The sequence below is a fragment of the Mycobacterium intermedium genome (assembly GCF_002086275.1).
In the GTDB taxonomy this organism is placed as follows: domain Bacteria; phylum Actinomycetota; class Actinomycetes; order Mycobacteriales; family Mycobacteriaceae; genus Mycobacterium; species Mycobacterium intermedium.
Window position 1 is genome coordinate 37,887 of record NZ_MVHT01000024.1, and the last position, 17,665, is coordinate 55,551.

The 17,665-nt window shown below is 65.4% G+C and carries 15 protein-coding genes; 6 read left to right on the forward strand and 9 right to left on the reverse strand.

Annotation, left to right across the window (positions count from 1 at the left end; genetic code table 11):
- Positions 1-45: 45 nt before the first annotated feature.
- From gap to tpiA, 3 genes are read left to right on the forward strand one after another with little or no spacing between them, the layout of a single operon-like run.
- On the forward strand, positions 46-1,065 hold the full coding sequence (gap, locus tag BST27_RS11120) for a type I glyceraldehyde-3-phosphate dehydrogenase (RefSeq protein ID WP_069418495.1): 1,020 nt from the start codon (positions 46-48) through the stop codon (positions 1,063-1,065).
- Between the two features lie 2 nt (positions 1,066-1,067).
- Positions 1,068-2,306 carry a phosphoglycerate kinase gene (locus BST27_RS11125; protein ID WP_069418494.1) on the forward strand — a complete coding sequence of 413 codons (1,239 nt, stop codon included), beginning with the start codon at positions 1,068-1,070 and terminating at the stop codon, positions 2,304-2,306.
- Positions 2,303-3,088, forward strand: coding sequence for a triose-phosphate isomerase (gene tpiA / locus BST27_RS11130; protein WP_069418493.1), 786 nt, complete (start codon positions 2,303-2,305; stop codon positions 3,086-3,088). The genes BST27_RS11125 and tpiA overlap by 4 nt, the downstream gene beginning before the upstream one ends.
- A gap of 5 nt (positions 3,089-3,093) precedes the next feature.
- Here the strand turns inward: tpiA and BST27_RS11135 are convergent, their stop codons facing one another.
- The 3 genes from BST27_RS11135 to secG form a co-directional block, all read right to left on the reverse strand.
- On the reverse strand, positions 3,094-3,510 hold the full coding sequence (locus BST27_RS11135) for a nuclear transport factor 2 family protein (RefSeq protein WP_069418492.1): 417 nt from the start codon (positions 3,508-3,510) through the stop codon (positions 3,094-3,096).
- Positions 3,511-3,617: 107 nt separating this feature from the next.
- Entirely contained in the window at positions 3,618-4,043 is a 426-nt protein-coding gene (locus tag BST27_RS11140; protein ID WP_232007233.1) for a hypothetical protein, read from the reverse strand.
- Positions 4,044-4,047: 4 nt separating this feature from the next.
- A complete protein-coding gene (secG, locus tag BST27_RS11145; protein WP_069418491.1) occupies positions 4,048-4,281 on the reverse strand; it encodes a preprotein translocase subunit SecG in 234 nt (77 codons plus the stop codon).
- A gap of 69 nt (positions 4,282-4,350) precedes the next feature.
- Here secG and ppc point away from each other — a divergent pair, with 69 nt between their 5' ends.
- On the forward strand, positions 4,351-7,158 hold the full coding sequence (gene ppc / locus BST27_RS11150; protein ID WP_069418490.1) for a phosphoenolpyruvate carboxylase: 2,808 nt from the start codon (positions 4,351-4,353) through the stop codon (positions 7,156-7,158).
- A 13-nt stretch (positions 7,159-7,171) separates the two neighbouring features.
- Here ppc and pgl read toward each other — a convergent pair whose 3' ends face one another.
- From pgl to tkt, 5 genes are read right to left on the reverse strand one after another with little or no spacing between them, the layout of a single operon-like run.
- Positions 7,172-7,936 carry a 6-phosphogluconolactonase gene (gene pgl / locus BST27_RS11155; RefSeq protein ID WP_069418489.1) on the reverse strand — a complete coding sequence of 255 codons (765 nt, stop codon included), beginning with the start codon at positions 7,934-7,936 and terminating at the stop codon, positions 7,172-7,174.
- Positions 7,933-8,844: a glucose-6-phosphate dehydrogenase assembly protein OpcA gene (gene opcA, locus BST27_RS11160; RefSeq protein WP_069418598.1), complete on the reverse strand. Its 912-nt coding sequence runs from the start codon at positions 8,842-8,844 to the stop codon at positions 7,933-7,935. The genes pgl and opcA overlap by 4 nt, the downstream gene beginning before the upstream one ends.
- Positions 8,841-10,382, reverse strand: coding sequence for a glucose-6-phosphate dehydrogenase (gene zwf, locus BST27_RS11165; RefSeq protein ID WP_069418488.1), 1,542 nt, complete (start codon positions 10,380-10,382; stop codon positions 8,841-8,843). Before zwf ends, opcA begins: the two co-directional genes overlap by 4 nt.
- A complete protein-coding gene (gene tal / locus BST27_RS11170) occupies positions 10,379-11,497 on the reverse strand; it encodes a transaldolase (protein WP_069418487.1) in 1,119 nt (372 codons plus the stop codon). The genes zwf and tal overlap by 4 nt, the downstream gene beginning before the upstream one ends.
- 16 nt (positions 11,498-11,513) lie before the next feature.
- Positions 11,514-13,604 (reverse strand): transketolase, encoded by a 2,091-nt coding sequence (gene tkt / locus BST27_RS11175; protein WP_069418486.1) that lies wholly within the window; start codon positions 13,602-13,604, stop codon positions 11,514-11,516.
- A gap of 241 nt (positions 13,605-13,845) precedes the next feature.
- Between tkt and BST27_RS11180 the strand changes: the two genes are divergently transcribed.
- Together BST27_RS11180 and BST27_RS11185 are read left to right on the forward strand one after the other, a co-directional pair.
- Complete coding sequence (locus BST27_RS11180; protein WP_069418485.1) at positions 13,846-14,784, forward strand: heme o synthase; 939 nt, start codon at positions 13,846-13,848, stop codon at positions 14,782-14,784.
- 351 nt (positions 14,785-15,135) lie between these two features.
- Complete coding sequence (locus BST27_RS11185) at positions 15,136-16,692, forward strand: PPE family protein (protein ID WP_069418484.1); 1,557 nt, start codon at positions 15,136-15,138, stop codon at positions 16,690-16,692.
- Here BST27_RS11185 and BST27_RS11190 read toward each other — a convergent pair.
- A complete protein-coding gene (locus BST27_RS11190; protein WP_069418483.1) occupies positions 16,672-17,649 on the reverse strand; it encodes a quinone oxidoreductase family protein in 978 nt (325 codons plus the stop codon). The two genes, BST27_RS11185 and BST27_RS11190, sit on opposite strands and share 21 nt — an antisense overlap.
- Between the last annotated feature and the right edge of the window lie 16 nt (positions 17,650-17,665).

The window sequence follows — 17,665 nt, forward strand, 5'->3', positions numbered from 1 at the left end:
CCACGAGTAGTCACTCAGCAGACAAATGAACACAAGGAGAGACAAGTGACGGTCCGGGTAGGCATCAACGGCTTCGGTCGAATCGGACGCAACTTCTACCGGGCCCTCTTGGCCCAGAAGGAGCAAGGTGCCGCCGACATCGAGGTGATTGCGGTCAACGACATCACCGACAACAAGACACTGGCGCACCTGCTCAAATTCGACTCGATTCTGGGCCGGCTCCCGTTCGACGTGAGCCTCGAAGGCGAAGACACGATCGTCGTCGGGGACCAGAAGATCAAGGGCCTTGCGGTCAAGGAGGGCCCATCCGCCCTGCCGTGGGGTGACCTCGGGGTCGACGTCGTCGTGGAATCCACGGGGTTGTTCACCAACGCGGCCAAGGCCAAGGGGCACCTCGAGGCCGGCGCCAAGAAGGTGATCATCTCGGCCCCCGCCACCGACGAGGACATCACCATCGTTCTCGGGGTCAACGACGACAAGTACGACGGCAGCCAGAACATCATTTCCAACGCCTCGTGCACCACGAACTGCCTCGGCCCGCTGGCCAAGGTGCTGAACGACGAGTTCGGCATCGTCAAGGGCCTGATGACCACCATCCACGCCTACACCCAGGACCAGAACCTGCAGGATGGCCCGCACAAGGACCTGCGCCGCGCCCGCGCCGCCGCGCTGAACATCGTGCCGACCTCGACCGGGGCGGCCAAGGCGATCGGCCTGGTGCTGCCCGAACTCAAGGGCAAGCTCGACGGGTACGCGCTGCGGGTTCCGATCCCCACCGGATCGGCCACCGACCTCACCGTGGACCTGGCCAAGTCGGCCAGCGTCGAGGAGATCAACGCGGCGTTCAAGGCGGCCGCCGAAGGCAAGCTCAAGGGCATCCTCAAGTACTACGACGCGCCAATCGTCTCCAGCGACATCGTCACCGACCCGCACAGCTCGCTCTTCGACGCGGGCCTGACCAAGGTGATCGACGACCAGGCCAAGGTGGTGTCGTGGTACGACAACGAGTGGGGCTACTCCAACCGCCTCGTTGATCTGGTCGCGCTGGTCGGCAAGTCCTTGTAACCGTGGGCGTCCCGACTCTCAAAGAGCTTCTCGACGAGGGTGTTTCGGGTCGTGCGGTGCTGGTGCGCTCCGACCTGAATGTGCCACTCGACGAGGACGGCGCGATTACCGACTCGGGCCGGATCACGGCCTCGGTGCCGACATTGAAGGCGTTGCTGGATGCCGGCGCCAGATTGGTGGTCACCGCTCACCTCGGACGTCCCAAGGACGGGCCGGACCCCAAGCTGTCGCTGGCGCCCGTCGCCGCGGCGCTGGGTGAGCAACTGGGGCGGCACGTGCAACTGGCCGGCGATGTGGTCGGCACCGACGCACTGGCCCGCGCCGAAGGGCTCACCGAAGGCGACATCCTGCTGCTGGAGAACATCCGTTTCGACAAGCGGGAGACCAGCAAGAACGACGACGAACGTCTGTCACTTGCCAAGCAGCTGGCCGAGTTGGTCAGTCCCGGAGGCGCTTTCGTCTCCGACGGCTTCGGGGTGGTGCATCGCAAGCAGGCCTCGGTGTACGACGTCGCAACCCTGCTGCCGCACTACGCCGGCACGCTGGTCGCCGACGAGATCAAGGTGCTCGAGCAGCTGACCACCTCGACCGAGCGGCCGTACGCGGTGGTGCTCGGTGGGTCCAAGGTGTCCGACAAGCTCGGTGTCATCGAGTCGCTGGCCACCAAAGCCGACAGCATCGTGATCGGCGGCGGCATGTGTTTCACATTCCTTGCCGCGCAGGGCTATTCGGTTGGCAAGTCGCTGCTTGAAGAACACATGGTGGAGACCTGCCGCAACCTGCTCGACACCTATGCCGACGTGCTGCGGCTGCCCGGCGACATCGTGGTGACCGAAAAGTTCGCCGCGGACTCGGCCCCGCAGTTCGTGGCCGCCAACGCAATTCCGGACGACATGATCGGTCTGGATATCGGGCCGGGATCGGTCAAACGGTTCGCCGCGTTGCTGTCCAACGCCAAGACCGTGTTCTGGAACGGACCCATGGGCGTATTCGAGTTCCCGGCGTACGCCGCGGGGACCCGGGGGGTGGCCGAAGCGATCGTCGCCGCAACCCAGAAGGGCGCCTTCAGTGTGGTCGGCGGTGGCGACTCCGCCGCCGCGGTCCGCGCGCTGAAAATCCCCGAAGACGCTTTCTCGCACATCTCAACGGGTGGCGGCGCGTCGTTGGAATACCTTGAGGGCAAAACACTTCCGGGCATCGAGGTGCTCGCAAGCGAACAGCCGACGGGAGAAGATTCGTGAGCCGCAAGCCGCTGATCGCCGGCAACTGGAAGATGAACCTGAACCACTTCGAGGCGATCGCGCTGGTGCAAAAGATCGCATTCTCGTTGCCGGACAAGTACTACGACAAGGTGGACGTCACCGTCCTCCCGCCGTTCACCGACCTGCGCAGTGTGCAGACCCTGGTGGACGGCGACAAGCTGCGTTTGACCTATGGCGGTCAAGACTTGTCGCAACACGATTCGGGTGCCTACACCGGAGACATCAGCGGCGCGTTCCTGGCCAAGCTGGGTTGCAGCTACGTGGTCGTCGGGCACTCCGAGCGGCGCACCTACCACAACGAGGACGACGCGCTGGTGGCCGCCAAGGCCGCGGCCGCGCTCAAGCACGAGCTGACGCCGATCGTCTGCATCGGTGAGCACCTCGAGGTCCGCGAGGCGGGAAACCACGTGAGCCACAACATCGAACAGTTGCGCGGCTCGCTGGCCGGGCTGTCGGCCGAGCAGATCAGCAAGGTCGTCATCGCCTATGAGCCGGTCTGGGCGATCGGCACCGGAAGGGTGGCCAGCTCCGCCGACGCGCAGGAAGTGTGCGCGGCCATTCGCAAGGAGCTGGCGTCACTGGCCACACCGCAGATTGCCGACTCCGTGCGGGTGCTCTACGGCGGCTCGGTGAACGCGAAAAATGTCGGAGAGCTGGTGGCTCAGGAGGACATCGACGGCGGCCTGGTTGGCGGCGCGTCGTTGGACGGGGAGCAGTTCGCGACGCTGGCGGCCATCGCAGCCGGCGGGCCCTTGCCTTAGCGATGCTAACGGCGGTCCGCTTGCCGTAGCCAGCCGAGCCAGATCGACGGATGCTTGAGCAGCTTCATCACCAGCGGTAACGAATCGAAGTAACTCACGCGTTCCACGGCTTTGTCACCGCGCAGCAGGAAGCGGTCGGTGGCTGGCCACTCGACTGTCTCTGTCCCGACCCGAGCGATCAGTCGGAACTCGATGAACAGCACGTCGCCCGTCCGACTCCACCGGTCGACCTCCGCGTGCAGGTCGGGCAACAGGCGCAGCAGCCTGGCGAACTCTCGTTGGGCTGCGGGCAATCCGTGCCGTGGCGGTGAGAGCGGTTGTCTCAACACCACGTCGTCATGAAGGAGGTCTTGCAGTCGCTCCGGTACCGGCGCCTTCCAGAAGTCGGCAAATCCGTCGACGAATCCTATGGTTGCGGTCATGAGCCTCCCTGGCGCCATCACGTTGGACAACGCCACCAGCAACGCTATGGAGGCGAGCATTATGCCCTTGCCGTTGTAGCCGCTGGTACCGAAGAACCGGCTGGGCGTCAGATGGCGACGAGCAGCAACAGCAACGGAAATAACAGCGCGAACGCCGTGGTGGCGGCTATCACAGCGACGGTGATGCCAACGCCGTTGAAGCTCTGCGGTGGGTAACCCAGGGAACCCGCACTGAACCCCCAGACCGGCGCCTTGTATTCCAGTTCCACGAAGTGACCCGGGTAGACGTCGACCAGGGTGTCGGCCGGTCCGAGCTGGGAGATCAACCAGTAGGGGATGTGTACATGCACGCGGTGCTGGCCCGCTGGCATCGGGATCACGGTGCGGCCCCAACCGACCACCGGCACCTGATACCCGTTGACCGAAATCAGCGGCTTGAACAGCGCCAACATGAACGCCAGAGGGAAGAAGTGCGTGGTGACGGCAATTCCTTGACCGGGCCCCTGGCCCCAGGCGCCGTGCGGGTAACTCACAACGTCACTGGTACTTGATCAGCAGCGCTACGCCGATGATGGACACCAGCCAGATACCGGTGATGAACAGCGTCAATCGGTCCAGGTTCTTCTCGACCACGGTTGATCCGGACAGGCTGGACTGCACACCGCCGCCGAACAGCGTGGACAGGCCGCCACCCTTCGCTCGGTGCAGCAGCACCAACAGCACCACCAGCACGCTGGTGACCACGAGCGTGATCTGCAAAGCCAACTCCACGACAGGAAGCCTACCGAACGGCCACCCGCCGACAGGCGCCGGGCGCGCAGGTCGCTAATACTGGGACCCATGGTTGAGGTTTCTGACACCGCGCTGGAACCGATCGGCGACGTTCACCGCACCAAGCTGGGCCGTGAGGCGACAGAGCCGATGCGCGCCGACATCCGGCTGCTGGGTGCCATCCTCGGCGACACCGTGCGCGAGCAGAACGGGGACGAGATTTTCGAGCTCGTCGAGCGGGCCCGGGTGGAGTCCTTCCGGGTGCGGCGTTCCGAGATCGACCGCGCCGAGATCTCGCACATGTTCGACGGCATCGACATCCACCAGGCATTGCCTGTCATCCGGGCATTCACCCATTTCGCACTGCTGGCAAACGTGGCCGAGGACATCCACCGGGAACGGCGCCGCGGCATTCACGTCGCCGCCGGTGAACCCCCACCGCACAGCACCCTGGCCGCGACATACCTGAAGCTCAAAGAGGCCGACCTGGATTCGGAGACGGTGGCCGATGCGCTTCGGGGAGCACTGGTGTCGCCGGTGATCACCGCACACCCCACCGAAACCCGTCGGCGCACCGTCTTCGTCACTCAGCATCGGATCACCGAACTGGTGCGCCTGCGGGCCGAGGGCCACACCGAGACCGACGACGGCCGCAGCATCGAATTGGAGCTGCGGCGCCAGATCCTCACCCTGTGGCAGACCGCGCTGATTCGCCTGTCGCGGCTGCAGATCAGCGATGAGATCGCCGTCGGGCACCGGATGTATCCGCAAGCGTTCTTCAAGGTCGTCCCGCAGATCAACGCCGAGGTTCGAGAGGCCTTGCGGGAGCTGTGGCCCGGCACCGACTTGCTGTCCGAACCCTTTGTGCAGCCGGGTTCCTGGATCGGCGGGGACCGCGACGGCAACCCGAACGTGACCGCCGACGTGGTGCGGCTGGCCACCGGTGGCGCCGCCTACACCGCCTTGGCCCATTACCTCGCCGAACTCGACCAGCTCGAACAGGAGCTGTCGATGTCGTCGCGGCTACTAAGCGTGACACCCGAGTTGGCCGCCCTGGCCGACGGCTGTCAGGACAAGGCTCGCGATGACGAGCCCTACCGCCGCGCGGTGCGGGTGATCCGCGCGCGGCTCTCTGCGACCGCCGCGGCGATCCTGGACCGGCAACCGCAGCACCTGCTGGACCTGGATTTGCCGCGTTATCAAGACCCGGCCGAGCTGCGGGCCGACCTGGACACCATCGACGCGTCGTTGCGCACGCACGGCAGCTCGTTGTTGGCCGACGACAGGCTGGCGCTGCTTCGCGAAGGAGTGCACGTCTTCGGGTTCCACCTGTGCGGCCTGGATCTGCGGCAGAACTCGGACGTGCACGAGGAGGTGGTGGCCGAGTTGCTCGCGTGGGCGGGCGTGCACCACGACTACCGTTCGCTGCCCGAAGACCAACGGGTCGAACTGCTGGCCGCCGAACTGGGCACCCGCCGTCCGCTGATCGGCGACCGCGGCCAACTGTCCGATCTGGCGCGCAGTGAACTGGAAATCGTCTCGGCCGCCGCCTACGCGGTGCGGACCTACGGTCCCGCCGCGGTACCCAACTACGTCATCTCCATGTGTCGTTCGGTATCCGACGTCTTGGAGACGGCGATCCTGCTCAAGGAGGCGGGCCTGCTGGACGCCTCTGGTGACGAACCGTATTGCCCGGTGGGCATTTCACCGCTGTTCGAAACGATCGACGATCTGCACAACGGGGCATCGATTCTGCACGCGATGCTGGAACTTCCGCTGTACCGGAAGATCGTCGCCGCGCGCGGAGACTTCCAAGAGGTCATGCTGGGCTACTCTGACTCCAACAAGGACGGCGGGTATCTGGCGGCCAACTGGGCGGTCTATCGCGCCGAGCTCGCACTGGTCGAGACAGCCCGGAAGACCGGAATTCGGTTGCGGCTCTTCCACGGCCGCGGCGGCACCGTCGGTCGCGGCGGGGGCCCTAGCTATCAGGCCATCCTGGCGCAGCCGCCGGGTGCGGTGAGCGGTTCGCTGCGGCTCACCGAGCAGGGTGAGGTGATTGCCGCCAAGTACGCCGAACCCCAACTGGCGCGGCGCAATCTGGAAAGTCTGTTGGCCGCGACGCTGGAATCGACATTGCTGGATGTCGAGGGCCTTGGCGACACGGCGGAGCCGGCCTATGCGGTGCTCGAGGAAGTGGCCGCCCTGGCGCAGCGCTCCTACGCCGAATTGGTCCATGAGACGGACGGTTTCGTCGAATACTTCAAGGCTTCGACGCCGGTGAGTGAAATCGGGTCGCTGAACATCGGCAGCCGGCCCAGTTCTCGCAAGCCAACCGAGTCCATCGCCGACCTGCGCGCCATCCCGTGGGTGTTGGCGTGGAGCCAGTCGCGGGTGATGCTGCCCGGTTGGTACGGCACGGGTTCGGCGTTCGAGCAGTGGGTCCAGGCCGGTCCGGAAAGCGAGGAAGACCGGCTGGCAACTCTGCACGACCTGTACCAGCGATGGCCGTTCTTCCGCAGCGTGCTGTCCAACATGGCGCAGGTGTTGGCCAAGAGCGACCTTGGCCTGGCAGCGCGGTACTCCGAGCTGGTCGAAGATGAAGCGTTGCGGCACCGGGTGTTTGACAAGATCGTCGACGAGCACCGCCGCACCATCGCGATGTACAAACGGATCACCGGCCAAGACGACCTGCTGGCCGACAATCCGGCCCTGGCGCGGTCGGTGTTCAACCGGTTCCCGTATCTGGAGCCGCTGAATCATCTGCAGGTGGAGTTGTTGCGCCGCTACCGTTCCGGTGAGGACAGCGACTTGGTACAGCGCGGCATCTTGCTCACCATGAACGGTCTGGCCAGCGCGCTGCGCAACAGCGGTTGACGCCGGCCTCGAGCTATGCGCGGTCGTGAAGCTGCGACGCTGCGCCTTCGTCCAACAGCCAGAGCGTGGTGTCGCGGCCGGTGGCTCCCGCGGCCGGTAAGGACACTGGGTCCGCGCCACCGATCGCGGCCGCCACCGCCTCCGCCTTGCCCGAACCGGACACCATCAGCCATACCTCGCGGGAACGTTGAATCGCGGGCAGCGTCAGGGTGATTCGTTCGGGCGGTGGTTTGGGGGAGTCATCGACGGCGACCACCAAGCGGGTGGTCTCGCGGACGGCGTCGGTGTCCGGGAACAGCGAGTTGATGTGACCCTCGGGTCCCATCCCCAGCAGGTGGACATCGAAATCCGGTGCGGGGTCACCGTTGTCGGCGTTGGCGGCCAGCACCTGCTCGTACGCCAGAGCTGCGGCCGCCAAGTCCCCGCCGTACTCACCATCGCTGGCCGGCATCGGGTGCACTTGGCTCGACGGGATGTCGACGTGGTCGAGCAACGCCTCGCGCGCCTGCTTTTCGTTGCGTTCGTCGTCGTCTTCCGGGACGTACCGGTCGTCACCCCAGAAGAGGTGCACCTTGGACCAGTCGATGTGGCGCCCGTTGGAAGTGGCCTTGGGACTGGTCAGGTAGCGCAGCACCGCAATGCCGTTGCCCCCGCCGGTCAAAACGATCAGCGCGCGTCCCCTGGACGCGACCGCGGTGAGGATGGAGTCGATCAGGCGGTTGCCCGCAGCCTCGACCAGGGTCTCACTGTCCGGAAAAATCTGAATCTCGGTACTCACACGTACTGCACTTTGTTAATGCCCTCCAGGGCGTCGTGGTAGATCTCGTCGGCATCCAAGCGGCGTAGGTCTTCGGCCAGACATTCCCCGGTTACCCTGCGCGGCAACGGAACCAGGGCATCTGGCTTGGCTGTGCGGCTCAAGGTGGCGGTCGTGCCCTCCTGGGGTCGGCTCAACGTGATGGTTTCGCTCTGGCGTACCAGCTCGACCTTAAGTTCGCCGACCTCACGGCGCACCGGACCGTCGATGCGGCTCGCCAACCAACCGGCCAGCACGTCAAGGGCCGGTTCGGTTTTCAGTCCGGAGATCAGGGCCGACTCGATCGGTTCGTGCGGCGGCAGATCGGCCGCCGAGGTCAGCAGCGCCCGCCAGTAGGTGATACGGCTCCAGGCCAGGTCGGTGTCGCCGGCGGTGTAGCCGGCCAGCCGGCTCTTGATCGCCGACAACGGGTCGACGGCGTTGGTGGCGTCCGTGATACGGCGAATCGCCAGCTTGCCCAACGGATCCTGCGCCGGGACCGGCGGCGCGATGTCGGGCCACCAAGCCACCACCGGGATGTCGGGTAGTAGGAACGGGACCACCACGCTGTTGGCGTGACCGGACAGCGCCCCCGAAAGCCGCAGGATCACCACCTCGCCGGCACCGGCGTCGCGACCAACCCGGATCTCGGCGTCCAGTCCCGGTTTGTCCGCGTACGGGTCACCGCGCATGGCGACAATAACTCGGGCGGGATGCTCGTGGCTGGCGTCATTGGCGGCCTGGATGGACTCTTCCAGCACGTTGTCACTGTCCGGCGCGATGATCAGCGTGAGGACCCGGCCCATCGTGACGATGCCGGCCTCTTCGCGCAGCCCGTCGAGCTTCTTGTTTACCGCGGTGGTGGTCGTTTCAGGCAATGTGACGATCATGGCCGCCGCCATTCTCGGCCGCTACGCCGCAGCATCTCGAACGCCGACTCCGGACCCCAGGTACCCGCCTCGTACGGCTCAGGTTTACCGTGGGCCGCCCAGTTCTCCAGCACCGGATCGAGTATCTGCCAAGCCAATTCGACCTCTTCGTTGACCGGAAACAAGGACGGTTCACCGAGCAGCACGTCGAGGATCAGTCGCTCGTAGGCTTCCGGTGATTCCTCCGCAAAGGCCGAGCCGTAGGAGAAGTCCATGTTGACATCGCGGACTTCCATTGCGGTGTCGGGGACTTTGGAACCGAACCGCAGTGTGATGCCCTCGTCGGGCTGCACCCGGATGACCATGGCGTTGGCGCCGAGCTCATCGGTCATGGTGGCGTCGAACGGCAGATGCGGGGCGCGCTTGAACACCAAAGCTATCTCGGTAACCCTGCGTCCCAAGCGTTTTCCCGTTCGCAGGTAAAACGGCACCCCCGCCCAACGCCGGGTGTCCACCTCGAGCGTGATGGCGGCAAAGGTCTCGGTGACGGAGTCCTTGGAGAAGCCCTCCTCATCGAGCAGTCCGACCACCTTCTCGCCGCCTTGCCAGCCGGCGGCGTATTGGCCCCGGCTGGTGGTCTCGTCGAGGGGCTCGGCGAGCCGGGTCGCGGAAAGCACCTTGATCTTCTCGGTCTGCAACGCTTTTGGGGTAAAGCTGACCGGCTCCTCCATGGCGGTCAGCGCCAACAGCTGCATCAGGTGGTTCTGAATGACGTCGCGGGCCGCGCCGATGCCGTCGTAGTAACCGGCCCGACCGCCCAGCCCGATGTCCTCGGCCATGGTGATCTGCACGTGGTCGACGTAGTGCGCGTTCCAGATCGGGTCGAACAACTGGTTGGCGAATCGCAGCGCCAGGATGTTCTGCACCGTCTCCTTGCCCAGATAGTGGTCGATCCGAAACACCGACTCTTCGGGGAAGACGGAATTGACCGTCCTGTTCAGGTCCTGTGCGCTCGCCAGGTCGTGCCCGAACGGCTTTTCGATGACCACCCGGCTCCACCTGTCGCCCTGCGGGCGGGCCAGGCCGGATCTGGACAGCTGCTCGCACACGATCGGGAAGGACTTCGGCGGGATCGCCAGGTAGAAGGCGTGATTGCCGCCCGTGCCGCGTTCGGCATCCAGCTTCTCCAGCGTCTCGGCGAGCCGGGCGAAGGCTTCGTCGTCGTCGAAAGCGCCTGGCACGAAACGAAATCCCTCGGCGAGCCGGTCCCAGTTCTCCTGTCGAAACGGCGTCCGGCAATGCTGTTTGACGGCATCGTGCACCACCTGGCCGAAGTCCTGGGTGGTCCAGTCTCGGCGGGCAAAACCCACCAGGGAAAACGTCGGCGGTAGCAAGCCGCGGTTGGCCAGGTCGTAGATCGCCGGCATCACCTTCTTGCGCGCCAGATCGCCGGTGACGCCGAAAATCACCATCCCGCAGGGCCCGGCGATTCTGGGCAGTCGCTTATCGCGCTTGTCTCGCAGTGGGTTCTGCCACTGCGTTGGTGCCGTTGGGCTCATTTGTCGGCGGAGTCGAGCTGCGCCTGAGTCTCCTTGAGCAGGTCCTTCCAGGATTCCTCGAACTTCTCTACACCCTCGTTCTCCAGCACGATGAAGACGTCGTCCAGGTCGATTCCGATGGCCTGGAGCTTGTCGAACACCTGCTGGGCTTCCGGAGCGGTGCCGGTCACCGTGTCGCCCCGGATTTCGCCGTGGTCGGCGACGGCGTCAAGTGTCTTCTCCGGCATGGTGTTTACCGTTCCCGGAGCGACCAGCTCGGTGACATACAGGGTGTCGGAGTAATCGGGGTTCTTCACGCCGGTCGATGCCCACAGCGGCCGCTGCACCCGGGCCCCGTGGGCCTTGAGCGCCGCAAAGCGCTCGCCGCCCTCGAAGACCTCCTGGTAGGCGGCATAAGCCAGTCGCGCGTTGGCGACGGCCGCCCGGCCCAGCAGCTTGCGCGCTTCCTCGGTGCCGATCTTCTCCAGCCGCTTGTCGATCTCGGTGTCCACCCGGGACACGAAAAACGAAGCAACAGAATGGATCTTGGACAGGTCGTGGCCGGCTTCCTTGGCCCGCTCCAGTCCCTCGAGGTAGGCGTCCATCACCGCGCGGTGGCGCTCGACGGAGAAGATCAACGTGACGTTGACCGAAATGCCTTCTGCCAGAGTCGCGGCGATGGCCGGGATGCCGGCCTCGGTGGCCGGGATCTTGATCAGCAGGTTCGGGCGGTCGACGATCTTCCACAGCTCGATGGCCTGCTGAACGGTCTTCTCGGTTTCGTGCGCCAAGCGCGGGTCGACCTCGATCGACACGCGACCGTCGACCCCGTCCGACGCTTCCCACTGCGGGCGCAGCACGTCGCAGGCGTTGCGTACGTCGTCGGTGGTGACGGTGCGGATGGTGGCGTCGACATCTGCGCCGCGTTCGGCCAATTCGGCGATCTGCGCGTCGTAGGTGTTACTGTCCGCCAACGCCTTTTGGAAGATGGACGGGTTGGTGGTCACTCCCACGACGCTCTTGGTGTCGATCAGTTCCTGCAGGTTGCCGGAATTGATGCGGTCGCGCGACAAGTCATCGAGCCATACGGACACCCCTGCCGCGCTCAACGCGGCGAGGTTGGAATTCTGAGTCATCTTGAATCACCTTTTCTCAATTATCGACGACTTCTTCCGCGGCGGCAGCGACGGCTTCAGCAGTGAAGCCGTATTCGCGGAACAATGTCTTGTAATCGGCGGATTCGCCAAAGTGCTCGATCGAGACGATCTTTCCGGTGTCGCCGACGAGCTTGTGCCACGATTGCGCGACGCCGGCCTCGACGGCCACGCGCGCCGACACCGACGGTGGCAGCACGCTGTCGCGGTACTCGGTGGGCTGGGACTCGAACCACTCGACGCATGGCATCGACACGACCCGCGCGATGATGTCCTTGTCCGCCAGCAACTTCTGCGCCTCGACCGCGAGCTGGACCTCGGAGCCGGTGCCGATCAACACGACGTCCGGTTCCTCAGCATCATCGCCGCCCAAGATGTAACCACCGCGCGCGACACCTTCGAGGCTGGTGCCTTCCAGCACCGGCACGTTCTGGCGGGTCAGCATCAAACCGGCCGGGCCGCTTCCGTTGCCGCGGGCCAAAATCGTGCGCCACGCGTACGCCGTCTCATTGGCGTCGGCCGGGCGCACCACCGACAGGTTGGGGATGGCCCGCAGCGCCGAGAGGTGCTCGATCGGTTGGTGCGTCGGGCCGTCTTCGCCCAACCCGATCGAATCGTGCGTCCAGACGTAGATGGTGTCGATATCCATCAGCGACGCCAACCGCACGGCCGGACGCATGTAGTCCGAGAACTGCAAGAACGTGCCACCGTACGCCCGGGTGGGGCCGTGCAGCACGATGCCGGACAGGATGGCGCCCATGGCGTGCTCCCGCACACCGAAGTGCAGGGTGCGGCCATACCAGTCCGCGGTGTAGTCCTTGGTCGAGATCGATGGCGGCCCAAACGATTTCGCGCCCTTGATGGTGGTGTTGTTGCTGCCCGCCAAGTCGGCCGAACCGCCCCACAACTCCGGCAACTTCGGACCGACCGCGTTGAGCACGTCCTGGGAGGCCTTGCGGGTGGCCACCGCGTCGGAGCCAGGCTCCCACTTGGGCAGGTCGGCATCCCAACCATCGGGCAACTCATTGGCGATCAACCGGTCCAGCAGCGCCTTGCGTTCGGGTTCCCGTTCGGCCCAGGCGTCGAACTCCTGCTGCCACTTCTCGTGGGCTTCCTTGCCGCGCTCAACCAACTTGCGGGTGTGCGCGATGACCTCGTCACGCACCTCGAAGGTCTTGTCGGGGTCGAAACCGAGGATCTTCTTCACCTCGGCCACCTCTTCGTCGCCGAGAGCGGCGCCGTGCGCCTTGCCGGTGTTCATCAGGTTCGGCGCGGGGTAACCGATGATGGTGCGCAGCACGATGAACGACGGCCGGCCGGTCTCGGCCTTGGCGTTGGCGATCGCCTCCTCGATGCCTACGACGTTCTCGCCGCCCTCCACCTCCTGCACGTGCCAGCCGTAGGCCCGGTAGCGCGCCGCGGTGTCCTCGGACAGCGCGATCTTGGTGTCGTCCTCGATAGAGATCTGGTTGCTGTCGTAGAACACGATGAGGTTGCCCAGTTGCTGCACGCCCGCCAGTGACGACGCTTCAGACGTCACGCCCTCTTCGATGTCACCGTCGGAGGCGATCACGTAGATGTAGTGGTCGAACGGGCTGGTGCCGGGTTCGGCGTCCGGGTCGAACAGGCCACGTTCGTAGCGGGACGCCATCGCCATCCCGACCGCCGAGGCCAACCCCTGACCCAACGGCCCGGTGGTGATCTCCACACCCCGGGTGTGCCGGAACTCCGGGTGCCCGGGTGTCTTGGACTTCCAGGTCCGCAGCGCCTTGATGTCCTCCAGTTCGAGACCGAACCCGCCGAGGTAGAGCTGCAGATAGAGGGTCAGGCTGCTGTGGCCCGCCGACAGCACGAAGCGGTCGCGGCCGAGCCAATGGGTATCGCTGGGATCGTGCCGCAGGGTGCGCTGGAAAAGTGTGTAAGCCAGCGGGGCCAGGCTCATCGCCGTGCCGGGGTGGCCATTGCCCACCTTTTGGACGGCGTCGGCGGCGAGGACGCGGATCGTGTCGACCGCAGCCGAATCGATCTCGGTCCAATCGTCAGGGTGGCGCGGTCGGGTTAACGCGGAGATCTCTTCGAGTGTGGTCACAAATTCAGCCCTCAATCCTCAGCGAATTAAAACTGATCAAAGTCCACCCTAGTGGGGGATAGCGGACAGCAGCAGGCCCAGTTAGGGGGTACCCACTCAGCGGGCGTGAAACGTAACCTGCCGGCCATCCGACCTTTGCATTCGGCGGCAAGTGCCCCCTAGGCTGCCGCAGTCGTGCTGATGCGGTCTACCATCGTGCGTAGTAGAAGCTGCGCGCGGCTGCGATCCGAGGAGTTTATGCGTGAGCGTTCGCGGGCGCGTCGCGCCTAGCCGAATAGAAGGCGGTGTCACCCGCCGCATTTCCGGCACGGTGTTGGCCTACCTGGCGTTGACCAAGCCCCGGGTCATCGAACTGCTGCTGGTCACCGCGATACCGGCAATGCTGCTGGCCCACCGTGGCAGCGTGAACCCGCTGCTCATCCTCAACACGCTGGTTGGCGGCATGATGGCCGCCGGCGGCGCCAACACGCTCAACTGCGTGGCCGATGCCGATATCGACAAGGTGATGAAGCGGACCGCCCGCCGGCCGTTGGCGCGAGCGGCGGTGCCGCCCAGGAACGCCCTCATCCAGGGTCTGGTACTGACCGCGGGTTCCTTCTGCTGGCTGTGGTGGACGACCAATCTGCTGTCCGGGATTCTGGCCGTGGCAACCGTCGCCTTTTACGTCTTCGTGTACACGCTGTGGCTCAAGCGCCGCACGTCGCAAAACGTCGTCTGGGGCGGTGCGGCCGGCTGCATGCCGGTGATGATCGGCTGGTCCGCCAGCACCGGGACGATCACCTGGCCGGCGCTGGCGATGTTCGCCATCATTTTCTTCTGGACGCCGCCGCACACCTGGGCGTTGGCGATGCGGTACAAGGAGGACTACAAAGTTGCCGGTGTGCCGATGCTGCCGACCGTGGCGACCGAGCAACAGGTCACCAAGCAGATCGTGATCTACACCTGGCTGACGGTGTTGGCGACGTTGGCGTTGACGCCGGCCGCCGGTTGGCTCTACGCGGCGGTTGCCGTGCTGGCCGGGGTCTGGTTCCTGGCCATGGCACATCAGTTGTACGCGGGGGTACGCGCGGGCGAGCCGGTGAAGCCGTTGCGCTTGTTCCTGCAGTCGAACAACTACCTGGCGGTGGTGTTCTGCGCGCTGGCGGTCGACTCGGCGATCGCGTTGCCCACCCTGATCTGACGGATCAGAACCACCGCGATTAAAAGCCATGTCCACACCGCGCGGACGACAAGCGGTCGGCGCGACATCGAAGCGAAATCCCAGCTAGCGCGCCCTTTTGATGCCGCAGGCCGCATCGACGTCTGGTAGTGCCGCCGCTTCGCGGCGCCGCTCGGCGGAGGTTCTCGGTTTGCGAGACCGGCGGTCGCGATATCGGATCGCACTTATCCCCTCACGGATTCGAGCTTGTCCGCGCAAAGAACAAAATGGAGGTGCCGCATGACTTTGCTCATCGTTCCCGACGGCTCGTTTACCTCCGGTCACTGTGCCTCCGACTCGTTGACCGCACGGTTGGCAGTCACCGGCTGAACCATGACCGCACCCATCTGGATGGCTTCGCCTCCGGAGGTGCATTCGGCACTACTGAGTAGTGGACCCGGCCCGGGCTCGTTGTTGTCCGCGGCCGGTGCCTGGAGCTCGCTGAGTGCCGAATATGCCTCTGTGGCAGACGAACTGCTCGCCGTGCTGGCCGCCGTGCAAGGCGGAGCGTGGGATGGCCCCAGCGCTGAAGCGTATGTGGCAGCCCACGCGCCGTATCTGGAGTGGCTGATACTTTCGAGCACCCTCAGCGCCGCGGCGGCGGCGCACCACGAGGCGGCAGCTGCCGCCTACACGGCCGCACTGGCCGCCATGCCGACGTTGGCCGAATTGGCCGCCAATCACGTCACGCATGGCGTCTTGGTGGCGACGAATTTCTTCGGTATTAACACGATTCCGATCGCTCTGAATGAGGCGGATTACGTCCGCATGTGGATTCAGGCCGCTACCACCATGGGGGTTTATCAAGCAGCCGCGACCACCGCGGTGGCGTCGACACCGCCGACCACCCCGACGCCACAGATCGTCAAGGCTGAGGCGGCGTCCTCGAATCCGCTGGAGCAGATTCTGCTGATTCCGCAATACATCTTCCAGCAACTCCTGCGAGTGACCGGGACCATCTGGGATCCCGAGGCCGGCACACTCAACGGGATTCCGTACTCCGCGTTTGCGACGCCAGGCCAACCCGGCTACTGGGTCAGTCGGCTCTTCTTGTTCGGGGAGGAATTCGCGGGCCTTCGGGAGTGGCTTCAGCTGTTGATGACGAACCCGATCGCGGCGTTGCAGTCTCTCGCTGGCATCTCACCGGCATCGATCGCCACCTACCTTGTTGCCCATCCCGTGCTCGCCGCGTTGATCGGCTCGTCACCGGCGTGGTCGTCGCTGTCGACTCTGCCTGCCACGGCGGCCGTTGCCGCCGTGGCAGCGTTCGCGTTCCTGGGCGTACCGGAGGCTGTCGAGGCTGCCGTCGCGCCGGTTGCTCCCGTCGCCGCCGGAGCGACGGCGGTGCCGGCCATTGCGGCCCCGACGATCGCCGGGTCCGTCGCGTCTGCTGCTCCTGCGCCAACGGTGTCTACGGTCAGCACCGTCAGCGGCCCCCCGTCGCCCTCGGCGCCCGCGGCTCCCGCCGGTCCGCCGTTCTTCCCGTATGCCATCGGTGGTGGTCCCGGCATCGGGTTCGATTCGGGAACCAAGACCGGCGTCAGCGCCAGCGCGCGGGCCAAGTCGCCGGCGTTGGACAGCGCCGCGCTGGCTTCGGCGACGGCTGCCCGGCGACGGAGACGCAAGCAGCGCAAGGACGATGCGCCGATGCGCGGTTACGCCGACGCTTTCGCCGACTTGGACCCCAACGAAACCAGCCCCGACGACCCGCCCGAGACGGTGGCGTCCGACGCGGGCGCCGGGAAATTTGGCTTTGCCGGCACAGTGTCGGACGACAACGTGCAGACGGCCGCGGGGCTGACCGTGTTGGCCGACGACGAATACGGCGGCGCCCCGAAGATGCCGCTGATCCCGGGTACCTGGAATGAGCTAGGGCAACAAGACGATTGAGCCCACCGTCTTGCGGCCCTGCAGGTCTTCGTGCGCCCTGCGCGCTTCGGCCAGTGGGTAGCGGCCGCTGACTTCGATGGTGACGGCGTCGCTGCTGATCACGTCGAACAGTTCGTCGGCCCGCCAAGCGAATTCGTCAGCGGTGCGGATGAAGTGGGCCAGCGATGGCCTGGTGAGGTACACCGAACCGGCGTAGTTGAGGCGCTGCGGATCGACCGGCGGAACGGGGCCGCTGGCCGCTCCGAACAACGCCAAAGTGCCGCGCACGGCGAGGCTGGCCAGGCTGGCGTCGAAAGTTGTTGCGCCAACACCGTCGTAGACCGCCGCCACTCCCGCGCCGTCGGTGAGCGAACGGATCTGCTGACCGAACTGGTAGGCGTCCTCGGGGTAGGGGAGCACCTCGGCGGCGCCGGCCTGCCGGGAGAGTCGCTCCTTCTCCTCGTTGGAGACGGTGGTGATCACCCGGGCGCCCAGGTGAACGGCCCACTGCGTCAGGATGAGTCCGACCCCACCGGCACCCGCGTGCACCAGCACGGTGTCGCCGCTCCGCACCGGATATACCGATTTCAGTAGGTAGTGCGCGGTCAATCCTTTGAGCAGCACCGCCGCGGCAACGTCGTAGCTAATGCTTTCCGGTAGTTTGGCGGTCAAAAATGCTGGTGCAGTGCAGAATTCGGCATAGCCGCCGTTGGCCGAGGCGCTGACGACCCGGTCGCCGACGTTGAATGCGGCGTCGACCCCGGCGCCCACCGCTGCGACCGTCCCGGCGACCTCTGAGCCCAGGACGAACGGCAGCGGTCGGGGATACTGGCCGCTGCGGAAGTAGGTGTCGATGAAGTTGACCCCGATGGCTTCCGACTTGATCAAGACCTCGCCGTGGCCGGGTTCCGGTTGCGGCACATCGCCGTAGCTCAGGACATCAGGGCCGCCAGTTTCGTGGACTTGGATCGCATGCATTTGGATATCATGCCGG

Coding starts and splice junctions, on each gene's coding strand:
- opcA (WP_069418598.1), bottom strand. CDS start 8,844: ATGATCGTCACATTGCCTGAAACGACCACCACCGCGGTAAACAAGAAG.
- BST27_RS11190 (WP_069418483.1), bottom strand. CDS start 17,649: ATGCATGCGATCCAAGTCCACGAAACTGGCGGCCCTGATGTCCTGAGC.
- ppc (WP_069418490.1), top strand. CDS start 4,351: ATGGTTGAGGTTTCTGACACCGCGCTGGAACCGATCGGCGACGTTCAC.
- zwf (WP_069418488.1), bottom strand. CDS start 10,382: ATGAGCCCAACGGCACCAACGCAGTGGCAGAACCCACTGCGAGACAAG.
- BST27_RS11135 (WP_069418492.1), bottom strand. CDS start 3,510: ATGACCGCAACCATAGGATTCGTCGACGGATTTGCCGACTTCTGGAAG.
- BST27_RS11185 (WP_069418484.1), top strand. CDS start 15,136: ATGACCGCACCCATCTGGATGGCTTCGCCTCCGGAGGTGCATTCGGCA.
- tal (WP_069418487.1), bottom strand. CDS start 11,497: ATGACTCAGAATTCCAACCTCGCCGCGTTGAGCGCGGCAGGGGTGTCC.